This is a genomic window from Streptomyces sp. NPDC057474 (genome assembly GCF_042802555.1).
In the GTDB taxonomy this organism is placed as follows: domain Bacteria; phylum Actinomycetota; class Actinomycetes; order Streptomycetales; family Streptomycetaceae; genus Streptomyces.
The window spans coordinates 1-18250 of sequence record NZ_JBHVDX010000210.1; the positions used below are offsets into that span (position 1 = coordinate 1).

Sequence of the window (18250 nt, forward strand, 5' to 3'; positions counted from 1 at the left end):
GAGCCCCTCACTCGTGAGCGCGAAACCGCGTAGCCCCGCAGTAGGCCTAGAACGTACCCAGCTTGATCAGCGACAGGATCGCCACCAGCTGGATCGCCGAGGCGCCCAGGGCCTTCGGCCACGGGAGGTCGTGGGACTTGGAGACCATCAGGGTCAGGAGGGCGCCGGCAGCGACCCAGGTGATCCAGCCGAGGATCTGGACGAAGGGGGCGTCGCCGCCCGCGAACATCGCGACGACCAGGCGGGGCGCGTCCGTGAGGGACATGATCAGCATGGAGAGGCCGACCGTGGGCTGCCAGGCGCCGTCGCCGCCGAGCTGGCGGGCCAGGGTGTGGGTGACCACGCCCAGGATGAAGGTGCTCACCACCATCGTCACGGCGGTGACGAGGACGATCGGTACGGCGTTCGAGAGCGTCGCGTTGATCGCGTCTTCGCGGGCGCCGTCGAAGCCGAAGACGGCCAGCAGGCCGTACAGGAACGTCACGATCAGGGCGGGGACCCACACCGCGTAGTCGCGCATCACCAGGAACGTCTGGTTCGGGCTGGTGAAGATGCCCTTGAGGAGAGCCTTCCAGGGCAGCCGCGGGCCGAGCGGGGCCGCCGGGGCGTTGCCCGCGCGGTAGGGATCACTCTGGTTGTACGGGTCCTCGCCGACGGAGAACGACTGCGTGTGCCCCGGGTTGTTGGCCGCGTACGGGTCCGCGCCGCCACCGTGGGGGTGCGTGCCGCCGTCGCCGAAGTACTCCGGCTCACCGTGGTTGCCGGGGCCCCCGTGGTTGCCGTGTGTCCCGTGATTGCCGCGGTGCCCGCCGCCGTGCGTCTGCGGCCAGCCGCCCTGACCGCCGCTCCGGCCGCCGTACGGCGGTTGCGGGGGCGTCTGGGGGTAGCCGTACGACGGGCCGCCGACCTGCGGGGCCTGCTGTCCGTACGGAGGGTTTTGCGGTCGCGCTTGAGGAGCGCCGTTGTCCCGGCCGCGTCCGATCCTGAATCCAGCCACGTCATCGAACGTACCTGGTCCCGGGCGGCCGCGTGCCGGGCCGGGGCCAACCGGCCCGGCTTTGCGGCCGAGCTGTGACATCCCCTAAGGGATCGTCAGGGATGGGTGAGGGGTACGGCAGGGAAGTTCACCAGGGAGTTTGGTCCCGCAGGGCGGGCAGGTCCGCCGTGGTGTCAGTGGCTGCTCAGGTACCTGCCGTACGACAGTGCCGTCGTCGGGGTCGGGAGGCCGAGGTTGTTCGGGGTGAGGGCGTAGGAGTTCGTCACGGAGGTCTTCGGGAAGATCCAGACGCCGCCGGAGTCCGTGTTCTCGCCCGGGGTGCCGACGGCCGTGTCCGGGGTGCCGTCCTTGTCGTAGTCGCCGGTGGCGACGGCCGTGCCGAAGGCGTCGTTCGTCTCCGCCGCGCCGGGGACACGGGGACGGTCCTGGTGGTACTGCACGGAGGACGCCTCGCCGAACTTGTCGACGATGCCACCGGCGTGGCCCAGCAGCAGTGTGGCCGCGCCGGCGCGGGCGCGGGTGCCGATGGCCTCGCCGGGGGCGCCCGCGATCAGGTCGTCGCGGCCGTCGCGGTTCCAGTCCAGTACGGCGAGGGAGGCGCCGAAGCGGTCGCCGTCCTCCGCGGCGCCGTAGACGCCGACCGTGTCCTGGTTGAGGGTCTGGGAGCGTCGGCCGAAGGAGTTCTCGTCGCCGTAGAGGAGGTGGATGCCGCCGCCCTTGGCGTACGACTCCGGGCCGCACGGGTCGTCGATGTTCTCGTCGGCTATCTCGCGGCACTCGCCGAGGGCCAGGTCGTCCAGGCCGTCGCCGTCGAAGTCGCCGACGGCGAGCGCGGAGGCGGCGCCGTTGCTGGAGTTCCAGGTGTTGGCCATGCGCCGCTCGGCCGGGTCCCACGACCACAGCCGTACGTGCGACTGGGTGTAGGGGGCGTTGATCGTGTGGAAGGCGAGGGCCAGGTCGTCCGTGCCGTCGGCGGTGAAGTCGCCGGTGGCGAGGAGCGGGGCGCGGCCGCCCATCGGCGTGGCGAGGACGGTGGTGACGACGAGGTTCTCACCGTCGTCGACGGCGGCGCGCAGCACGACCTTGTCCCGGCCGCCGACCACGAGGTCCCGCCCGCCGTCGCCGGTCAGGTCCGCCGCCGCGACCGACCAGCCGTACGCCGACTTCGCCGACGGGCCGGTCAGGGCGGTGGACCCCGGACCGGTGCCGCGCTTCGCGCCGCCGACCACGGTGACCGTGCCCGCGTCCGCGCCGCGCCCGTCGACGTCCTCACCGGGCGCCCCGACGATCAGCTCCGCGACGCCGTCGCCGCTCAGGTCCGCCAGCGCCACGGCCGCGCCGAAGCGGTCGCCCGCCTCCGGGGTGCCGGGGACCTCGGCGGTGGCCTGGCTGACCCGGAGGCCGCCGTGCCTGCCCAGGCCCTTCGCGCCGCCCCAGAGGAGGTTCACATAGCCGGCCTTCGCCTTGCCGTTCACGGTCGCGTCCGGGACGCCGACGGCGAGGTCCGCGTAGCCGTCGCCATTGAAGTCGCTGGTCACGGGGGTGGTGACGGGGGTGGGCTGGGCGGCTGCCGGGTGGGGGAAGAGGGTGAGCGTCAGTGCCGCCGTGGCTACGGTGGCGGTGGCCAGGGCGTGCGTCCGTCTGTGCACGGGGGCTCCAGGTGAGTGGCCGGATGTCGGGGGTGTGGCTCGTTCACCTGTGTGACACCTGGAGGCCGTACGGGGTTGTGCGGTCGCCGACCGGGACCGCGCCCGGGACTGCTTCAGTACCGCTCCGGTACCGCTACGACCAGAACTCGCTTTCCTTGTCCAGGTCCTCCTGGCATTCGTCGATGTCCGTGAACTTGTCTCCGACGATCCGGAAGACGAGGCAGCCGTTCTGCTCGATCCGCTTGCCGCCCCGCTCGGCCGTGTAACGGTGCACGGAGACCGCGTGGCCCCGGCCGTCCACACAGACATGGCTCAGGTCGACGCTGAAGGTCCCGCCGGTTTCCTCGAAGAGCCGCTGGTACAGGCCGATGATCGAGTCCTGGCCCTTGTAGTCGCCCGACAGGAGGTGGCTGCCGGGGACGTGGTGCGTACAGTCCGAGGCCATCAGGCCGCGGAGGGTGTCCATGTCGCCGCGGGTGAAGGCGTCGTAGCCCTTGCGGACGAGCGCTGCGTTCGGGTGTTCGGCCATGGGTATCGCCGGCTTTCCGCTGTTCATGACGGTTGCTTCCTGTACTGGAAATTATCTGCGCGAGCGGGCGCCTTCGCGAGCGCTCACCGCACGCTCGTGTGCGCGCGGGGGCGCATGGTGTACGAGAACGGGGGCGAGCGGGCGATCGGCGGGGGTGCCGGAGAGGAGTGCGGGATCAAGCGCTTCAACGCCATCGAGCCGTGGCCACGAGACCAATAGCCGGTCTGGCCGGTCTAGCCGGTCTGGCCGGCCTTCCGGTCATCGGTCACCAGTCCCGGGTGGCGATCAGCTCCTCCGCGTCCGCGTCCGTGAAACCGTAGGCCGAGGCGACGAACCAGAAGTCCTCGGCGATTTCCTCCCGCGCGAAGGTCTCGATCTCACTCCCGGCTGCCTCGAACTCCGCCTCCAACAGGTTGAACTCCTCCGTCGCGGCCTGGGTCAGCAGATACAGAGACGCAAGGTCCGATGGCTGCTCGGCCTCGATCCGTTCGCACAGCCGCAACAGGATCGCTTTGCCCTTGTCGACGACGTGATCGGGAAAGTACGCGTCCGCGTACAGCTGTGGAAGGAATACATGCCCTGTCACCTGCTGGTTTGTGATCGCCACAGCGTCTCCCCATCCCCTTCGAAGAACCGACGTGCCGATCATGCACCAGACCACTGACAGGGCCGGCAGGCCCGACAGGAACGGTGGGTGGCTCGTTCAACGTCAGTGGGGCTTCGGCGTCGTATCCGGTTCGCACCAGACGTACTTGCCGTGCGTGCCGTTCCTCCAGCGGTGGTGACGCGGCCAACTGCCTTGCAATTGCCGCCCATCACGAGATTCTGCGGCTCCGTGAAAGCGAAGAGCCCGGCCAGGTCGTCCATGCAACCCCCGCCGGGCTCGCCGCCCTCATACGTGCGATACGCGGCCCGCGTTACTGAAGCATCCCCCGGACCGTGTCGCCGTCCACCACGGTCGCGCCGGTCGTCGTCACGCCCTTCGACGAACCCCGGAGCAGGACGGAACCGTTCTCGCCGATGACGTACAGGTCGGCCTTGCCGTCGCGGTTGGTGTCGCGGAGGCGGAGCGTGTGGCCGAAGTACTCGCCGGTGGAGAGTTCGCCGGGGACGCCTGCCGTATTGCGGGTGAGGAACTGGGAACCCTTGGCCGTCAGGCCCGACTTGCCGCCGTAGAGGACGTGGACGGCGCCCGCCTCGGCCTTGCCGTTCAGGCCCTCGCCCGGCGCGGCGATCGCGAGGTCGCGGTAGCCGTCGCCGTTCACGTCGCCGGAGGTGATCGCGTCGCCGAAGGCGTCGTACGTCTCCGGGGTGTCGGCGATGCCGGACGTGGACTGGGTGAAGCGGGCCGACTTGGCAGGGCCGGAGGCGGCGCCGTACCAGATCGTCACGCGGCCCTTGGCCTTGTCGTAGATCGGCGTGCCGATGGCGATGTCGCCGTAGCCGTCCTTGTTGAAGTCGTTGATGACGCCGTCGCCGCCGCGTTCGGCCTGGCCGCCGTTGGACTTCACGGATTCGAGGCGGAGGGTCTTGCCGGGGTAGAGCTTGGACTTGCCGCCGGAGATGAACCAGGCGTCGGAGGCGAGGGTGGTGTCGGTGACGACGTCGCCGATGATGACGAGGTCGGTCTTGCCGTCCTTGTCGACCTTGCCGGAGATGACGGCGGTGGAGTAGAAACTCGAACCGTCCTTGTCCAGGACCGTGACCGAGCCCTTCACACCCGACTTGGTGATCGCACCCCGGTAGACGTACGTCTTGCTGTCGCGGACCAGGGCCAGGTCCTGGTTGCCGTCGCCGTTGAAGTCGCCGGTGGCGAGGTCGGCGGCCAGGCCGGACGCGCCCTTCGCGCCCTTGAACGGGACGGTCGTGCCGCCGGACAGGCCCTTCTTGCCGCCCCAGAGGACGGTGACCGTGCCGTGGTCCTTGTACTTGCCGACGTTCTCGCCGTTGGCGGAGACCGCGAGGTCGCCGTAGCCGTCCTTGTTGAAGTCGGCGGCCGTGCGGACCTCGCCGAAGTAGTCGTCCGTCTCGTCGGCGCCGGGGACGCCCGCGCTTGCCTGGTCGATGAACTGGGTCTTCGTGCCCGGGCCGTTCGCCGTGCCGAAGGTGACGAGGATGCCGCCGCCCTTGCTGTAGACGGTCTCGGTGCCGTACGAGAAGACCGCGTTGTCGCGGTAGCCGTCGCCGTTGAAGTCGTCCGCGTACTTGGCGGCCGCGGCGGTCGCCGGGGCGGCCGTGGCCAGGGTCAGGAGACCGCCGGTGAGGGCGGCCGCAGTCGCGGTGGCCAAGGCGGCGCGGATGGGGTGCTTCATGAAGATGTGTCTCCCGGGAAGCATGCGAAGCGTGGTGGATGGGGGCAATCTGTCAGTCGCACAGGTGAGTTGGCGAGTGATTTCTGTGCGAACCCGCGAGTGCGTCAGGGGGCGAGCACCGAGGACCAGTGGTTGTACCGGGCGGTCGAGAGGCCGGCCGCCTTGCCCATGACGCTGTACGAGGAGCTGAGACTCGGGCCGGTCTTGGTGCCCTTGAACACCCAGATCCCGCCCATCTCACCGTTGTCGCCGGGCGCGTCCTCGCTCGGCGCGCCGACGACCAGTTCGGGACGGCCGTCCTTCGTGTGCTCGGCGAGGCGCACGGTGGCCCCGAACCGGTCCTCGCGCTCGACGACGCCGGGGACTCCCGGAGAGTTCTGGGTGATGACGCGGGAGCCCGCGCCCGTGGGACCGGCGGGGCCGCCCGGGATCAGGACCACGCTGCCCGCGAGCCGCGCGGAGCCGATCTTCTCACCGGGAACGCCGACCGCGAGGTCGCCGTAGCCGTCGCCGTCGGTGTCGGCCACGCTCACGTCGGCGCCGAAGGAGTCACCGGCCTCCGCCGCGCCGGGTACGCCGGCGGTGTCCTGGTGGATGACGATGGGGGCGGCGGTGCGGTCGATGCCGTTCGCGCCGCCGGGCCAGATCACTATCTGTCCGCCCTTGTGGCCGGTGCCTCCGCGCGGTGTGCCGTCGACCGTCGTGTCCGAGGGGTCGCCGATGACCAGGTCGCCGAAGCCGTCCCGGTTGACGTCGCCGATGGTCGCGTTGTCGCCGTCGGTGGGGAGCAGCTCCTCTTCGAGGCCCCGGTCGGGGTTGACGTAGATGCCGCCGTCGGGGTGGGAGGAGAGGCCCACGGTGATCTCGACACGGTCGGGCCGTCCGTCACCGTCGAGGTCACCGAGCACGGTGTCGTCGATGGATGCGGTGTCCATGTCGATGCTGTTGGCCTTGGGCTTTCCCGCCCTGGTGAACGGGCCCGTGAGGTGCCGTGTCGCGCACCAGCCGGCTACGGCGACCTGGGCCGCCCCGGGCTTCGCCTTCGGCTGCACCGCCGACAGGCCCACCCCGTAGATGCAGCCCCCGTCACCGTCCGACGGTCCGGCGGTCGGCAGCAGGGCGCTGCCCTTGAGTCCCTTCGCGCCGCCCCACAGCACGGTGACGGTGCCGCGGTCCTTCGAGGCGCCGACATCCTCGTACGGCGTGCCGACCAGCAGATCGGCGTATCCGTCCGCGTCGAGGTCCGCCGACGCCACCGACTGGCCGAAGTGGTCGTACGCCTCCGCCACGCCCGCCACGCCCGGGGACGACTGGGAGACGAACTGCTTCCTGGCCGCCGACGGGCCCGACTTGGAGCCGTAGAGCACGACGACCGCCCCCGCGTACCCCTTCCCGGACACGGTGGCCTCGGGCGCGGCGACCACCAGGTCCCGGTACCCGTCCCCGTTGAAGTCGTCCGCGTGCTTGGCGGATGCGGCGGACGCGGGGGTCGCCGGGAGGGACGTCAGCAGGGCGGTGGTCAGGGCGGCGGTCAGGAGGAGGGTGCGTCTGCGCACGGGTTGGGCTCCGGGTGGGGGAGGGGCAGGGCCCGCGTCCGTGCTGGACGCGGGCCCGGCGAGAGCAGGGAACGGACGTGTCAGTTCGCGAAGTTCGCGCCGAAGGCCGGGGCGCCCGTCGTGGAGACGCCCGAGGTGCTCGGGCTGACGGTGCGGCCACCCGACGTGGTGATCTTCGTGCCGTTGGACGGCAGGTAGAGCACCGAGCCGTTGCCGCTGTTCTCGTACGAGCCCGCCAGCAGGTCGGCCAGGCCGTCGCCGTTGACGTCGTCGAGCTTCACCTCGATGCCGAGCGTTTCGCCCTTCTCGGCGGTGTCGGGGACGCCGGCCGTGTTCTGGGTGAAGTACTGGGTGCCGGAGGAGAGGTTGATGCCGCTCGCCGAGCCGAAGAGAACGGTGAGCGAACCGGCGTTGGTGACACCGGAGATGTCCTCGCCGGGGGTGCCGACGATCAGGTCCTGGTAGCCGTCGCCGTTGACGTCACCGAGGTCCAGCTCATAGCCGAAACTGTCGTCCTTCTCCGATTCGCCGGGCACGTTGCCGGATTCCTGGGTGAAGCCCGTCGTGGAGCCGGGGCCGGAGGAGGTGCCGTACGTGACGTTCACCTTGCCGCCCAGCGCGCCGCCCGGGATCGTCTCGCCCTCGGGCGTCTTGTTGTTCCAGCCCGCGCCCGTGACGATGTCGCCGAAGGTGTCGCCGTTGACGTCGCCGATCGCGGTGATGACGCCCGCTTTCAGGGTGGTCGCGGACGAGGCGTTCAGGCCGCTCGCGGTGCCGGGCACGAAATAGTTCGTGTTCCAGCCGGAGTCGGTGTCGGTCTCGAAGCCGTCGACGATCAGGTCGGTCTTCTTGTCGCCGTTGACGTCGCCCGCGTGGATGTTGAGCGGGCCCATCGAGGGGGAACCGGACTGGATCGGGGGCTTGACCTTGTAACGGCCGCCCACCGCCGTGCCCGTGGAGCTGATGCCGCCCTTGAGGACGTAGAGGGTGCTGGAGGTGTTGCCGACGACCAGGTCGTCCGTGCCGTCGCCGTCGAAGTCGCCCGCGGCCAGGTTCTTGCCCCAGCGGTCGTGGGACGAGGCGGCCGGGTCGGCGATGGTGACGCTCTTGCTGCCGGTCAGGCCCTTCGCGGAGCCCCACAGCAGCACGACCGTGCCACCGTCGGTGTCGCCGCTCACGTCCTCGCCCGGCGCCGAGGCCGCGAGGTCGTCGTAGCCGTCGCCGTTGAAGTCGCCGTACGCGGTGACCGCGCCGAAGTAGTCGCCGGCCTCGGCGCTCCCGGGAACCCCCGAGCTGTTCTGACTGAGGACGGTGCGCTTGGCGGACGAGACGCCGGTGGCGGTGCCGTAGAGGACGACGAGCTGTCCGGCGTCCTTCTTGCCGCTCACGTAGGCGCCGGAGGCGGAGAACGCGACGTCGCCGAAGCCGTCGCCGTTGAAGTCGGCCACGGGCCGGTGGACCGAGTCGGCCGCCGTCGCCGTCGCGGCAGAGAAGGTGAGCAGACCGCCGGTCAGCGCGGCCGCGGAGGCCGTCGCGAGGGCGAGTCGCAGGTGCTTGTGCATGCGGGAATCTCCTGCTGCATGCGGGACGCCTGGCAGACGTCCGCAGTCAATGGGGTGCCCTTCCTGTCAGCGTTTGCCCGGAGTTTGTCGGGAGTTCGCAGGGAAGTTGGCGAACAGGAGACCGATGGAGGTGGGGGAGGGTTGTACGGGACTCCAGGGAATTCGGAGAATTTTCGAGGTCGCAGGGGTCACAGGGATCACAGGGGTTGCCGGGGTTGCCGGGGTGTCGGGGGTTGTCGGGGGTTGCCAGGGTCGGTGGAACGAGTGGGGCGCCGGGCGTACGAAGGGGCGGGTGCGGCAGGCCGGAACGTGGGCCGAACGTTTCGCGGGGGTCGGGCGTCTGGGGTGCGAAGGGGCTGCCGACCGAAAGGCCGCCGGCAGCCGGACCGCCGGCAGCCGGACCGCCGGCAGCCGGACCGCCGACCGCCGACCGCCGACCGCCGGACCGCCGGCAGCCCGACCCCGGCAGCCCGACCGGTGACAAGGAGACGTGACGATGATCGGTTCCCGCGTGCGGACCGCCCTGGCCGCTCTCGCGATGGCCCCGTTCGCCGCCGGCTGTACGGCGGTGTCGACGGGCGGCGGGGAGAGCGCCGCCTCGTGCGCGTTCGTGGTGGAGTACGAGGGCCGCCAGTACACCGGCATGGGCAGCGGCGCGTTCGAGGTCGGCGCCAAGGTGGGCACCGCGCTCGCGCCGCCCTGCTACGACACCGGAGGGGACGGCTGGGACGACACCCCGACCAAGGAGCCGACCCGGTACGACGTCTACGAGATCGAGGGCGTCGACGTCGTGGACGCCTTCTCGGTCCACCCCGACTTCGAGGAGTCGCCGTTCATGCTGGTGCGCGACGGAGGCAACCTGCCCGAGGAGGTCATGGAGATCGCCGCGAGACGAGAGACACCCCCGGAGGACTCGCGATGAGCCCCGGGGGTGTCGGTCGTACGGATCGGTGAGCGGCAGCCGGCTACTTCACCGGCTGCGGCTCCGGCTCGGTCTCCGCCTCCGCCGTGCCCGCCGGGGGCTCGTCGTCGTCCGGGACGGGGGTCTTGACGGACTCCAACAGCAGTTGGGCGACGTCGACGACCGTGATGGACTCCTTGGCCTTGCCGTCGTTCTTCTTGCCGTTGACCGAGTCGGTCAGCATGACGAGGCAGAACGGGCAGGCGGTGGAGACGATGTCCGGGTTGAGGGAGAGGGCTTCGTCGACGCGCTCGTTGTTGATGCGCTTGCCGATCCGCTCCTCCATCCACATCCGCGCGCCACCGGCGCCACAGCAGAAGCCGCGCTCCTTGTGGCGGTGCATCTCCTGCTGACGCAGGCCCGGGACGGCGGACATGATCTCGCGCGGGGGCGTGTAGATCTTGTTGTGACGGCCCAGGTAGCAGGGGTCGTGGTAGGTGATCAGGCCCTCGACCGGGGTCACCGGGATCAGCTTGCCCTCGTCGATCAGGTGCTGGAGCAGCTGGGTGTGGTGGATGACCTCGTAGTCGCCGCCGAGCTGCGGGTACTCGTTGCCGATCGTGTTGAGGCAGTGCGGGCAGGTGGCGACGATCTTCTTGGCCGACTTGGGCTTCAGCGTCGAGGGGTCGTCCTCGTCCTCGCCGAAGGCCATGTTCAGCGCGGCGACGTTCTCCATGCCGAGCTCCTGGAACAGGGGCTCGTTGCCGAGGCGGCGGGCGGAGTCACCGGTGCACTTCTCGTCGCCGCCCATGATGGCGAACTTGACGCCCGCCATGTGGAGCAGCTCCGCGAAGGCCTTCGTCGTCTTCTTCGCGCGGTCCTCCAGGGCGCCGGCGCAGCCGACCCAGTACAGGTACTCGACCTCGGAGAGATCCTCGATGTCCTTGCCGACGACCGGGACCTCGAACTCGACCTCCTTGAGCCACTCCAGGCGCTGCTTCTTCGCCAGGCCCCAGGGGTTGCCCTTCTTCTCCAGGTTCTTGAGCATCGTGCCCGCCTCGGACGGGAACGCGGACTCGATCATCACCTGGTAGCGGCGCATGTCGACGATGTGGTCGACGTGCTCGATGTCGACCGGGCACTGCTCGACGCAGGCACCGCAGGTGGTGCAGGACCAGAGGACGTCCGGGTCGATGACGCCGTTCTCCTCGACGGTCCCGATCAGCGGCCGCTCGGCCTCGGCGAGGGCGGCGGCGGGCACGTCCTTGAGCTGCTCCTCGGAGGCCTTCTCCTCGCCCTCCATGCTCTTGCCGCCACCGGCGAGGAGGTAGGGGGCCTTGGCGTGCGCGTGGTCCCGCAGCGACATGATCAGCAGCTTCGGGGACAGCGGCTTGCCGGTGTTCCAGGCCGGGCACTGCGACTGACAGCGACCGCACTCGGTGCAGGTCGAGAAGTCGAGAATGCCCTTCCAGGAGAACTGCTCCACCTGGGAGACACCGAAGACGTCGTCGTCACCGGGGTCGGTGAAGTCGATCGGCTTGCCGCCCGACGTCATGGGCTGGAGGCCGCCGAGGGCCGTGGCGCCGTCCGCGTTCCGCTTGAACCAGATGTTCGGGAAGCCGAGGAAGCGGTGCCAGGCGACACCCATGTTGGTGTTCAGCGAGACCGTGATCATCCAGATCAGCGAGGTGCCGATCTTGATCATCGCGACGAAGTACACCAGGTTCTGCAGGGTGCTCGGGTCCAGGTCCTTGAAGGCGAGGACCAGCGGGTACGAGGCGAAGTACCCGGCCTCGTAGTGCTCCACGTGGTGGATGGCGCCCTCGAGGCCGCGCAGCACGTAGATCGCGATGCCGATGGTGAGGATGACGTACTCGACGAAGTACGCCTGCCAGGCCTTGGAGCCCGCGAAACGCGACTTGCGGCCGGCCCGGGAGGGCAGGTTGAGCAGCCGGATGGCGATCAGCACGAGGATGCCGAGGATCGTCATCACACCGATGAACTCGATGTACATCTCGAACGGCAGGAAGCCGCCGATCACCGGCAGCGTCCAGTCCGCCTGGAACAGCTGGCCGTACGCCTGGGCGAGGGTCGGCGGCAGCGTCAGGAAGCCGATCGCGACGAACCAGTGGGCGAAGCCGACGATCCCCCACCGGTTCATCCGGGTGTGGCCGAGGAACTCCTTGGCCAGGGTGATCGAGCGCGCCTTCGGGTCGTCCGTACGGCTGCCCGCCGGCACCGGCTGACCGAGCTTCACGAACCGGTAGATCTGCGCCACGGCTCGGGTGATGAGCGCAACGCCGACCACCGTCAGGACCAACGACACGATGATCGCGGCGAGTTGCATTGGGGGCTCCTCGGGCCTGCGAGGGTTTTCCTCCGGGGTACCTGCCGGGCCCCTCGGAGATCATTACTAAGCGGTAACTTATGCAGTCCGTCTGAGACTACCCAGTTCTCCTGCCGCACTGTAGCCAGGGGCGCGGTGATCTGCGTCGCTGAGGGTTGCCTGAGTGCGCCCTGCCGAACACCGGACGATCGTGCTATTTCAAAATGATCGTGTTATTCATGAGAAATTATGACATTCGCACCTAACTTGGATCCGTGCTGTACGGAATCTTCGCTGCCGCCTCCGCCCTGTTGCTGACCGCCGTGCTCTCGGCGGCCGTACGCGTGCCCGCGCTGCGGCTGGGGATCGTGGAGCGACGGGGGCGACGGGGGCGACGGGTGCCGTTGCTCGGGGGTGTCGCGGTGATGGCCGGGGTGGGGGCCGTGGCGTGGGTGGGGGAGTGGAGCGGGGTCGCTCCACTGGGGCGCGAGGCCGGATGGCTGATCGTCGTCGGCGCCGGGCTCGGGGTGTTCGGGCTGGTCGGTGATGTGTGGCGGCTTCCGGCGGTGGTGCGGGCGGTAGGGGTGGCCGTCGCCGCCGCGCTGGTCGTGCCGTACCGCGAACTCGGCGTGCTGGGCGGGGTGTTGGGGGTCGCCTGGATCGCTCTCGTGGTGCACGGGTTCAAGGGGATGGGGCGTTCCGACGGGGTGCTCGGGGTGGTCGGCGCGGTCACGGCGTTCGCGTTGAGCGGGTGTGCGGCGGCCGAGGTCATGGACGGTCTGGCGACGCTGTTCAGTGTGCTCGCCGCGGCGCTCACCGGGTTCCTGATGCACAACTGGCCGCCCGCGCGGGTCGTGCTCGGCACGTGCGGGGCCCTCTTCGTGGGCTTCGTGCTCGCGGGGGGTGTGCTGCATGTGTACGCCGTCGGGTACGGGGCCGGTGTCGGGGCGCCCTTCACGCTCACGGCCGTGGCGACCGCCGACGTAGTCCTCGTCCTCGTGTCGCGGAAGAGGGTGGGGCGGGAGCTGTGGCGCGGCGGGCCCGACCATCTCGCGCACCGGCTGCGGCGGATCGGTCTCACACCGCCGGGGGTGGTGGTCGTGCTGGGGGCCTGCGCGGCGGGTTCCACCGGGGTGGGGCTCGCCATCCACATGCTGTGGACGGAGCCGCGCTCCGCGTGGTGGGTGGCGGGGGCTGCCGGGCTGGTCGTCCTCGGGATGCTCTTCGTGCCGACGGGCCCGCCCCGCCCCGCCCTCGCCTCCGCCCACGCCACCCGCTCGATTCCGGCCGCCGCCACCCGCCGGCCCCAGCCCACCGCCGCCCGACCCGTCCCCACGGGCGTCCACCGGGCCCCCGCCACCCGTTCCCTCCCGGGAGGCCCCACCTCCCGCCCCATCCCGGGAGGCCGCGCCCCCAGCCCCTCGTCCCGGCCGCAACGCTTCCGCCAGCAGGAGGCGGCGGAGCTGGGGCGGCGGGGGCGGGTGGGGTAGCGGGGTAGGCGGTGGGGTGGTGGGGTGGGTGGGGGAGACGGGGGTGGCTTGCGGGCTCCGGGCGGGTGCGGGTGGGCGGGCGCGGGTGAGTGGGAGCGGGTGGGGGGCTGCTCGCGCGGTTCCCGGCGCCCCTTCGGGGGCGCTGTTCCGGCCGGGGCTGTTGAGCGCGGCACTCGGGACGGTGATCCGTCCCCTCGCCGACCCGATCGTCGACGGGTCACCTGTGGCCGTCGACTGGTCACCTCGAACCGTCCGCCCCGGGCCGTCGACCGGTCACCTCGAACCGTCCACGCCGGCCGTCGACCGGTCACCCCTAACCGTCCACGTCGGCCGTCGACCGGTCACCCCTAACCGTCCACGCCGGCCGTCGACCGGTCACCTCGAACCGTCCGCCCCGGCCGTCGACCGGTCACCCCCAACCGTCCACCGATCACCCCGGCCGTCGCCGACGATCACCGCTCCCGGGCGCCGGTGATTGCCGCCTCCGTCGGCGAGCCGGTCGGAAGTTGACCCTCGTGGAGGGGGCGACCTTTCCCCTCGTCGCCGTATATTCGCAGGTCAACGCCCAGTTGCGTATAAGCAAAACATAAGAGTTGAGCCTCCTCGACTCAGCTCTGTTGACCCATCGGTGGGCGTCATGCACACTTGAGTCCGTTCCACTCAAGTCATTGCTGGAGGAATTGAAATGGCACGTGCGGTCGGCATCGACCTGGGCACGACTAACTCCGTCGTCAGCGTTCTTGAAGGCGGCGAGCCCACCGTCATCACCAACGCAGAGGGCGCCAGGACCACGCCGTCCGTCGTCGCCTTCGCCAAGAACGGCGAGGTGCTCGTCGGCGAGGTCGCCAAGCGCCAGGCGGTCACGAACGTGGACCGGACGATCCGGTCCGTCAAGCGTCACATGGGCACGGACTGGAAGATCGAGCTCGACGGGAAGCACTTCAACCCGCAGCAGATGAGCGCCTTCATCCTGCAGAAGCTGAAGCGCGACGCCGAGGCGTACCTGGGCGAGAAGGTCGCGGACGCGGTCATCACCGTCCCGGCGTACTTCAACGACTCCGAGCGGCAGGCGACGAAGGAAGCCGGTGAGATCGCGGGTCTGAACGTCCTGCGTATCGTCAACGAGCCCACCGCCGCCGCCCTCGCCTACGGCCTCGACAAGGACGACCAGACGATCCTCGTCTTCGACCTCGGCGGCGGCACCTTCGACGTGTCGCTCCTGGAGATCGGTGACGGCGTCGTCGAGGTGAAGGCCACCAACGGTGACAACCACCTCGGTGGTGACGACTGGGACCAGCGCGTCGTCGACTACCTGGTGCAGCAGTTCCGCGCCGGCCACGGCGTGGACCTCGCCAAGGACAAGATGGCGCTGCAGCGTCTGCGTGAGGCCGCAGAGAAGGCGAAGATCGAGCTGTCCTCCTCCACGGAGACCTCGATCAACCTGCCCTACATCACCGCCTCCGCCGAGGGCCCGCTGCACCTGGACGAGAAGCTCACCCGGGCCCAGTTCCAGCAGCTGACGGCCGACCTGCTGGAGCGCTGCAAGACGCCGTTCCACAACGTCATCAAGGACGCCGGGATCGCCCTCTCCGAGATCGACCACGTCGTTCTCGTCGGCGGCTCGACCCGTATGCCCGCCGTCGCCGAGCTGGTCAAGGAGCTGACCGGCGGCAACGAGGCCAACAAGGGTGTGAACCCGGACGAGGTCGTCGCCATCGGCGCCGCCCTCCAGGCAGGTGTCCTCAAGGGTGAGGTCAAGGACGTCCTGCTCCTCGACGTGACCCCGCTGTCCCTCGGTATCGAGACCAAGGGCGGCATCATGACCAAGCTCATCGAGCGGAACACGACGATCCCGACCAAGCGGTCCGAGATCTTCACCACCGCCGAGGACAACCAGCCGTCCGTGCAGATCCAGGTCTACCAGGGCGAGCGCGAGATCGCGGCGTACAACAAGAAGCTCGGGATGTTCGAGCTGACCGGTCTGCCGCCCGCCCCGCGCGGTGTCCCGCAGATCGAGGTCGCCTTCGACATCGACGCCAACGGCATCATGCACGTGACCGCGAAGGACCTGGGCACGGGCAAGGAGCAGAAGATGACCGTCACCGGCGGCTCCTCGCTGCCGAAGGACGAGGTCGACCGGATGCGCCAGGAGGCCGAGAAGTACGCGGAGGAGGACCACGCCCGCCGCGAGGCCGCCGAGAGCCGCAACCAGGGCGAGCAGCTCGTCTACCAGACCGAGAAGTTCCTCAAGGACAACGAGGACAAGGTCCCGGGCGACATCAAGACCGAGGTCGAGGCCTCCGTCGAGGAGCTCAAGGCCGCGCTCAAGGGCGAGGACACCGCCGAGATCCGCACGGCCACCGAGAAGGTCGCCGCCGTCTCGCAGAAGCTCGGCCAGGCCCTGTACGCGGACGCCCAGGCCGCGCAGGCCGCGGGCGGCGAGGCCGGTGCCGGTGCCGGTGACGCCAAGGCCGACGACGACGTCGTCGACGCCGAGATCGTCGACGAGGACCGTGAGCGCAAGGACGGTGCCGCGTGACGGAGGAGACCCCGGGCTTCGACGAGCAGCAGCCGCAAGGTCAGCCGCAGCAGCCCGACGTCCCCTCCGGCTCTGACGACGCCGAGCCGAAGGCCGCCCCCCAGGAGGGGGCGGCCCCGGCCGGGGACGCGGCAGCGACGGCCCAGGTGGCCGGTCTGACGGCACAGCTGGACCAGGTGCGTACGGCGCTCGGTGAGCGCACGACGGACCTCCAGCGCCTCCAGGCCGAGTACCAGAACTACCGCCGCCGGGTCGAGCGCGACCGGATCACGGTCAAGGAGGTCGCCATCGCGAACCTCCTCACCGAGCTCCTGCCCGTGCTCGACGACATCGGCCGCGCGCGGGAGCACAGCGAACTCGTCGGCGGCTTCAAGTCCGTCGCGGAGTCGCTCGAGACCGTCGCGGCGAAGATGGGCCTTCAGCAGTTCGGCAAGGAGGGCGAGCCCTTCGACCCGACGATCCACGAGGCCCTGATGCACAGTTACGCGCCCGACGTCACAGAGACGACGTGCGTGGCGATTCTCCAGCCGGGGTATCGCATCGGCGAGCGCACCATCCGCCCGGCGCGGGTGGCCGTGGCCGAGCCCCAGCCGGGGGCGGCGCAGCCCGCCAAGGCGGACTCCGCGGAGACCGCGGAAGGTGCCTCCGGTGCCGACGACAAGGAGAGCGGTGGCCCGGACGAGGGCTGACGCCGACGGCGTAAACGGTGACGTGCACGGTGACGTGCACGGTGAGTGGAAGGAGGGACGTCGCGGATGAGTACCAAGGACTTCATCGAGAAGGACTACTACAAGGTCCTCGGCGTCCCCAAGGACGCCACCGAGGCCGAGATCAAGAAGGCGTACCGCAAGCTCGCCCGCGAGTTCCACCCGGACGCCAACAAGGGGAACACCAAGGCCGAGGAGCGCTTCAAGGAGATCTCCGAGGCGAACGACATCCTCGGTGACCCCAAGAAGCGCAAGGAGTACGACGAGGCCCGCGCCCTCTTCGGCAACGGCGGGTTCCGCCCGGGACCCGGCGCCGGCGGCGGCTCGTTCAACTTCGACCTGGGCGACCTCTTCGGAGGCGGCGCCCAGGGCGGCCAGCAAGCGGGCGGCTTCGGCGGGGGCATCGGCGATGTCTTCGGGGGCCTGTTCAACCGCGGCAGCTCCGGCACCACGCGGGTGCAGCCCCGGCGCGGCCAGGACATCGAGTCCGAGGTCACGCTGAGCTTCACCGAGGCCATCGAGGGCGCGACCGTACCGCTCAGGATGTCCTCGCAGTCGCCCTGCAAGGGCTGTTCGGGCACGGGCGACGCCAACGGCACACCGCGCGTGTGCCCGACGTGCGTCGGCACCGGCCAGGTCGCGCGGGGCTCCGGCGGCGGCTTCTCGCTGACCGATCCCTGCCCGGACTGCAAGGGCCGGGGCCTGATCGCCGAGGACCCCTGCGACATCTGCAAGGGGTCGGGCCGCGCCAAGTCGTCCCGCACCATGCAGGTCAGGATCCCGGCGGGCGTCTCCGACGGCCAGCGGATCCGGCTGCGCGGCAAGGGCGCGCCCGGTGAACGGGGCGGCCCGGCAGGTGACTTGTATGTCGTCGTGCACGTCGACGCGCACCCGGTGTTCGGCCGCAAGGACGACAACCTGACGGTGACCGTGCCGGTGACGTATCCCGAGGCGGCACTCGGCGGTGAGGTCCGGGTCCCGACCCTGGGCGGACCGCCGGTCACCCTGAAACTGCCCCCCGGTACGCCCAACGGCCGTACGATGCGGGCCCGGGGCAAGGGCGCCTTCCGCAAGGACGGGACCCGCGGGGACCTGCTGATCACCGTCGAGGTGAGTGTTCCGAAGGACCTGTCGGGGAAGGCTCGTGACGCCCTGGAGGCGTATCGCGAGGCGACCGCGGGCGAGGACCCGCGAGCGGAGCTGTTCCAGGCCGCGAAGGGAGCATGAATGTGATGGACGGCCGCCGACGAAACCCTTATGAGCTGACGGAAGAGACACCGGTGTACGTCATCTCGGTGGCCGCCCAGCTCTCCGGTCTGCACCCGCAGACCCTGCGCCAGTACGACCGTCTCGGCCTGGTATCCCCGGACCGCACCGCCGGGCGCGGCCGTCGCTACTCGGCCCGTGACATCGAACTGCTCCGCACCGTCCAGCAGTTGTCGCAGGACGAGGGCATCAACCTGGCCGGCATCAAGCGCATCATCGAACTGGAGAACCAGGTCGCCGCCCTCCAGGCGAGGGCGGCCGAGATGGAGGCCGCCCTCGACGGCGCCGCCGCGGCCATGCGCCAGCGCGAGGCCGCGGTCCACGCCTCCTACCGACGTGACCTGGTGCCGTATCAGGAGATGCAGCAGAGCAGCGCGTTGGTGGTGTGGCGGCCGAAGGGGCGGCAGGCTTCGGAC

14 protein-coding genes are annotated in these 18250 nt (G+C 70.1%); 6 read left to right on the forward strand and 8 right to left on the reverse strand.

Features of this window, described 5'->3' with window-relative positions:
• Nucleotides 1–46: 46 nt before the first annotated feature.
• The 7 genes from ACFU53_RS38115 to ACFU53_RS38145 all read right to left on the reverse strand — a co-directional run bounded on the left by ACFU53_RS38115 (nucleotide 47) and on the right by ACFU53_RS38145 (nucleotide 8605).
• On the reverse strand, nucleotides 47–1078 hold the full coding sequence (locus ACFU53_RS38115; RefSeq protein WP_384003457.1) for a Yip1 family protein: 1032 nt from the start codon (nucleotides 1076–1078) through the stop codon (nucleotides 47–49).
• A 92-nt stretch (nucleotides 1079–1170) separates the two neighbouring features.
• Nucleotides 1171–2646 carry an integrin-like protein gene (locus ACFU53_RS38120; protein WP_384003460.1) on the reverse strand — a complete coding sequence of 492 codons (1476 nt, stop codon included), beginning with the start codon at nucleotides 2644–2646 and terminating at the stop codon, nucleotides 1171–1173.
• A gap of 133 nt (nucleotides 2647–2779) precedes the next feature.
• Entirely contained in the window at nucleotides 2780–3175 is a 396-nt protein-coding gene (locus tag ACFU53_RS38125; RefSeq protein ID WP_384003492.1) for a nuclear transport factor 2 family protein, read from the reverse strand.
• A 265-nt stretch (nucleotides 3176–3440) separates the two neighbouring features.
• Nucleotides 3441–3782 (reverse strand): DUF5713 family protein, encoded by a 342-nt coding sequence (locus ACFU53_RS38130; RefSeq protein WP_384003463.1) that lies wholly within the window; start codon nucleotides 3780–3782, stop codon nucleotides 3441–3443.
• 310 nt (nucleotides 3783–4092) lie between these two features.
• Nucleotides 4093–5487 carry an FG-GAP and VCBS repeat-containing protein gene (locus ACFU53_RS38135; RefSeq protein ID WP_384003466.1) on the reverse strand — a complete coding sequence of 465 codons (1395 nt, stop codon included), beginning with the start codon at nucleotides 5485–5487 and terminating at the stop codon, nucleotides 4093–4095.
• Nucleotides 5488–5591: 104 nt separating this feature from the next.
• The gene (locus tag ACFU53_RS38140; protein WP_384003469.1) at nucleotides 5592–7043 is read right to left on the reverse strand and encodes an FG-GAP-like repeat-containing protein; all 1452 of its coding nucleotides are present in this window, start codon (nucleotides 7041–7043) and stop codon (nucleotides 5592–5594) included.
• Between the two features lie 80 nt (nucleotides 7044–7123).
• Nucleotides 7124–8605, reverse strand: coding sequence for an FG-GAP-like repeat-containing protein (locus ACFU53_RS38145; RefSeq protein ID WP_384003472.1), 1482 nt, complete (start codon nucleotides 8603–8605; stop codon nucleotides 7124–7126).
• A 496-nt stretch (nucleotides 8606–9101) separates the two neighbouring features.
• Here ACFU53_RS38145 and ACFU53_RS38150 point away from each other — a divergent pair, with 496 nt between their 5' ends.
• Entirely contained in the window at nucleotides 9102–9527 is a 426-nt protein-coding gene (locus ACFU53_RS38150) for a DUF6281 family protein (RefSeq protein ID WP_384003475.1), read from the forward strand.
• 43 nt (nucleotides 9528–9570) lie between these two features.
• On the opposite strand, the gene ACFU53_RS38155 is transcribed toward ACFU53_RS38150, so the two are convergent.
• Nucleotides 9571–11853, reverse strand: a complete 2283-nt coding sequence (locus ACFU53_RS38155; RefSeq protein ID WP_384003478.1) for a heterodisulfide reductase-related iron-sulfur binding cluster — start codon at nucleotides 11851–11853, stop codon at nucleotides 9571–9573.
• Nucleotides 11854–12107: 254 nt separating this feature from the next.
• On the opposite strand from ACFU53_RS38155, the gene ACFU53_RS38160 reads away from it, so the two are divergent.
• From ACFU53_RS38160 to ACFU53_RS38180, 5 genes are all read left to right on the forward strand, one after another.
• On the forward strand, nucleotides 12108–13322 hold the full coding sequence (locus tag ACFU53_RS38160) for an undecaprenyl/decaprenyl-phosphate alpha-N-acetylglucosaminyl 1-phosphate transferase (RefSeq protein WP_384003481.1): 1215 nt from the start codon (nucleotides 12108–12110) through the stop codon (nucleotides 13320–13322).
• 685 nt (nucleotides 13323–14007) lie between these two features.
• Nucleotides 14008–15861 carry a molecular chaperone DnaK gene (dnaK, locus tag ACFU53_RS38165; protein ID WP_384003484.1) on the forward strand — a complete coding sequence of 618 codons (1854 nt, stop codon included), beginning with the start codon at nucleotides 14008–14010 and terminating at the stop codon, nucleotides 15859–15861.
• Nucleotides 15858–16550, forward strand: coding sequence for a nucleotide exchange factor GrpE (gene grpE, locus ACFU53_RS38170; RefSeq protein ID WP_384003486.1), 693 nt, complete (start codon nucleotides 15858–15860; stop codon nucleotides 16548–16550). The genes dnaK and grpE overlap by 4 nt, the downstream gene beginning before the upstream one ends.
• A 66-nt stretch (nucleotides 16551–16616) precedes the next feature.
• A complete protein-coding gene (gene dnaJ / locus ACFU53_RS38175) occupies nucleotides 16617–17795 on the forward strand; it encodes a molecular chaperone DnaJ (RefSeq protein WP_384003489.1) in 1179 nt (392 codons plus the stop codon).
• A 5-nt stretch (nucleotides 17796–17800) separates the two neighbouring features.
• Nucleotides 17801–18250 (forward strand): heat shock protein transcriptional repressor HspR (locus tag ACFU53_RS38180; protein WP_384003495.1); only part of this gene is annotated, 450 nt, incomplete at its 3' end.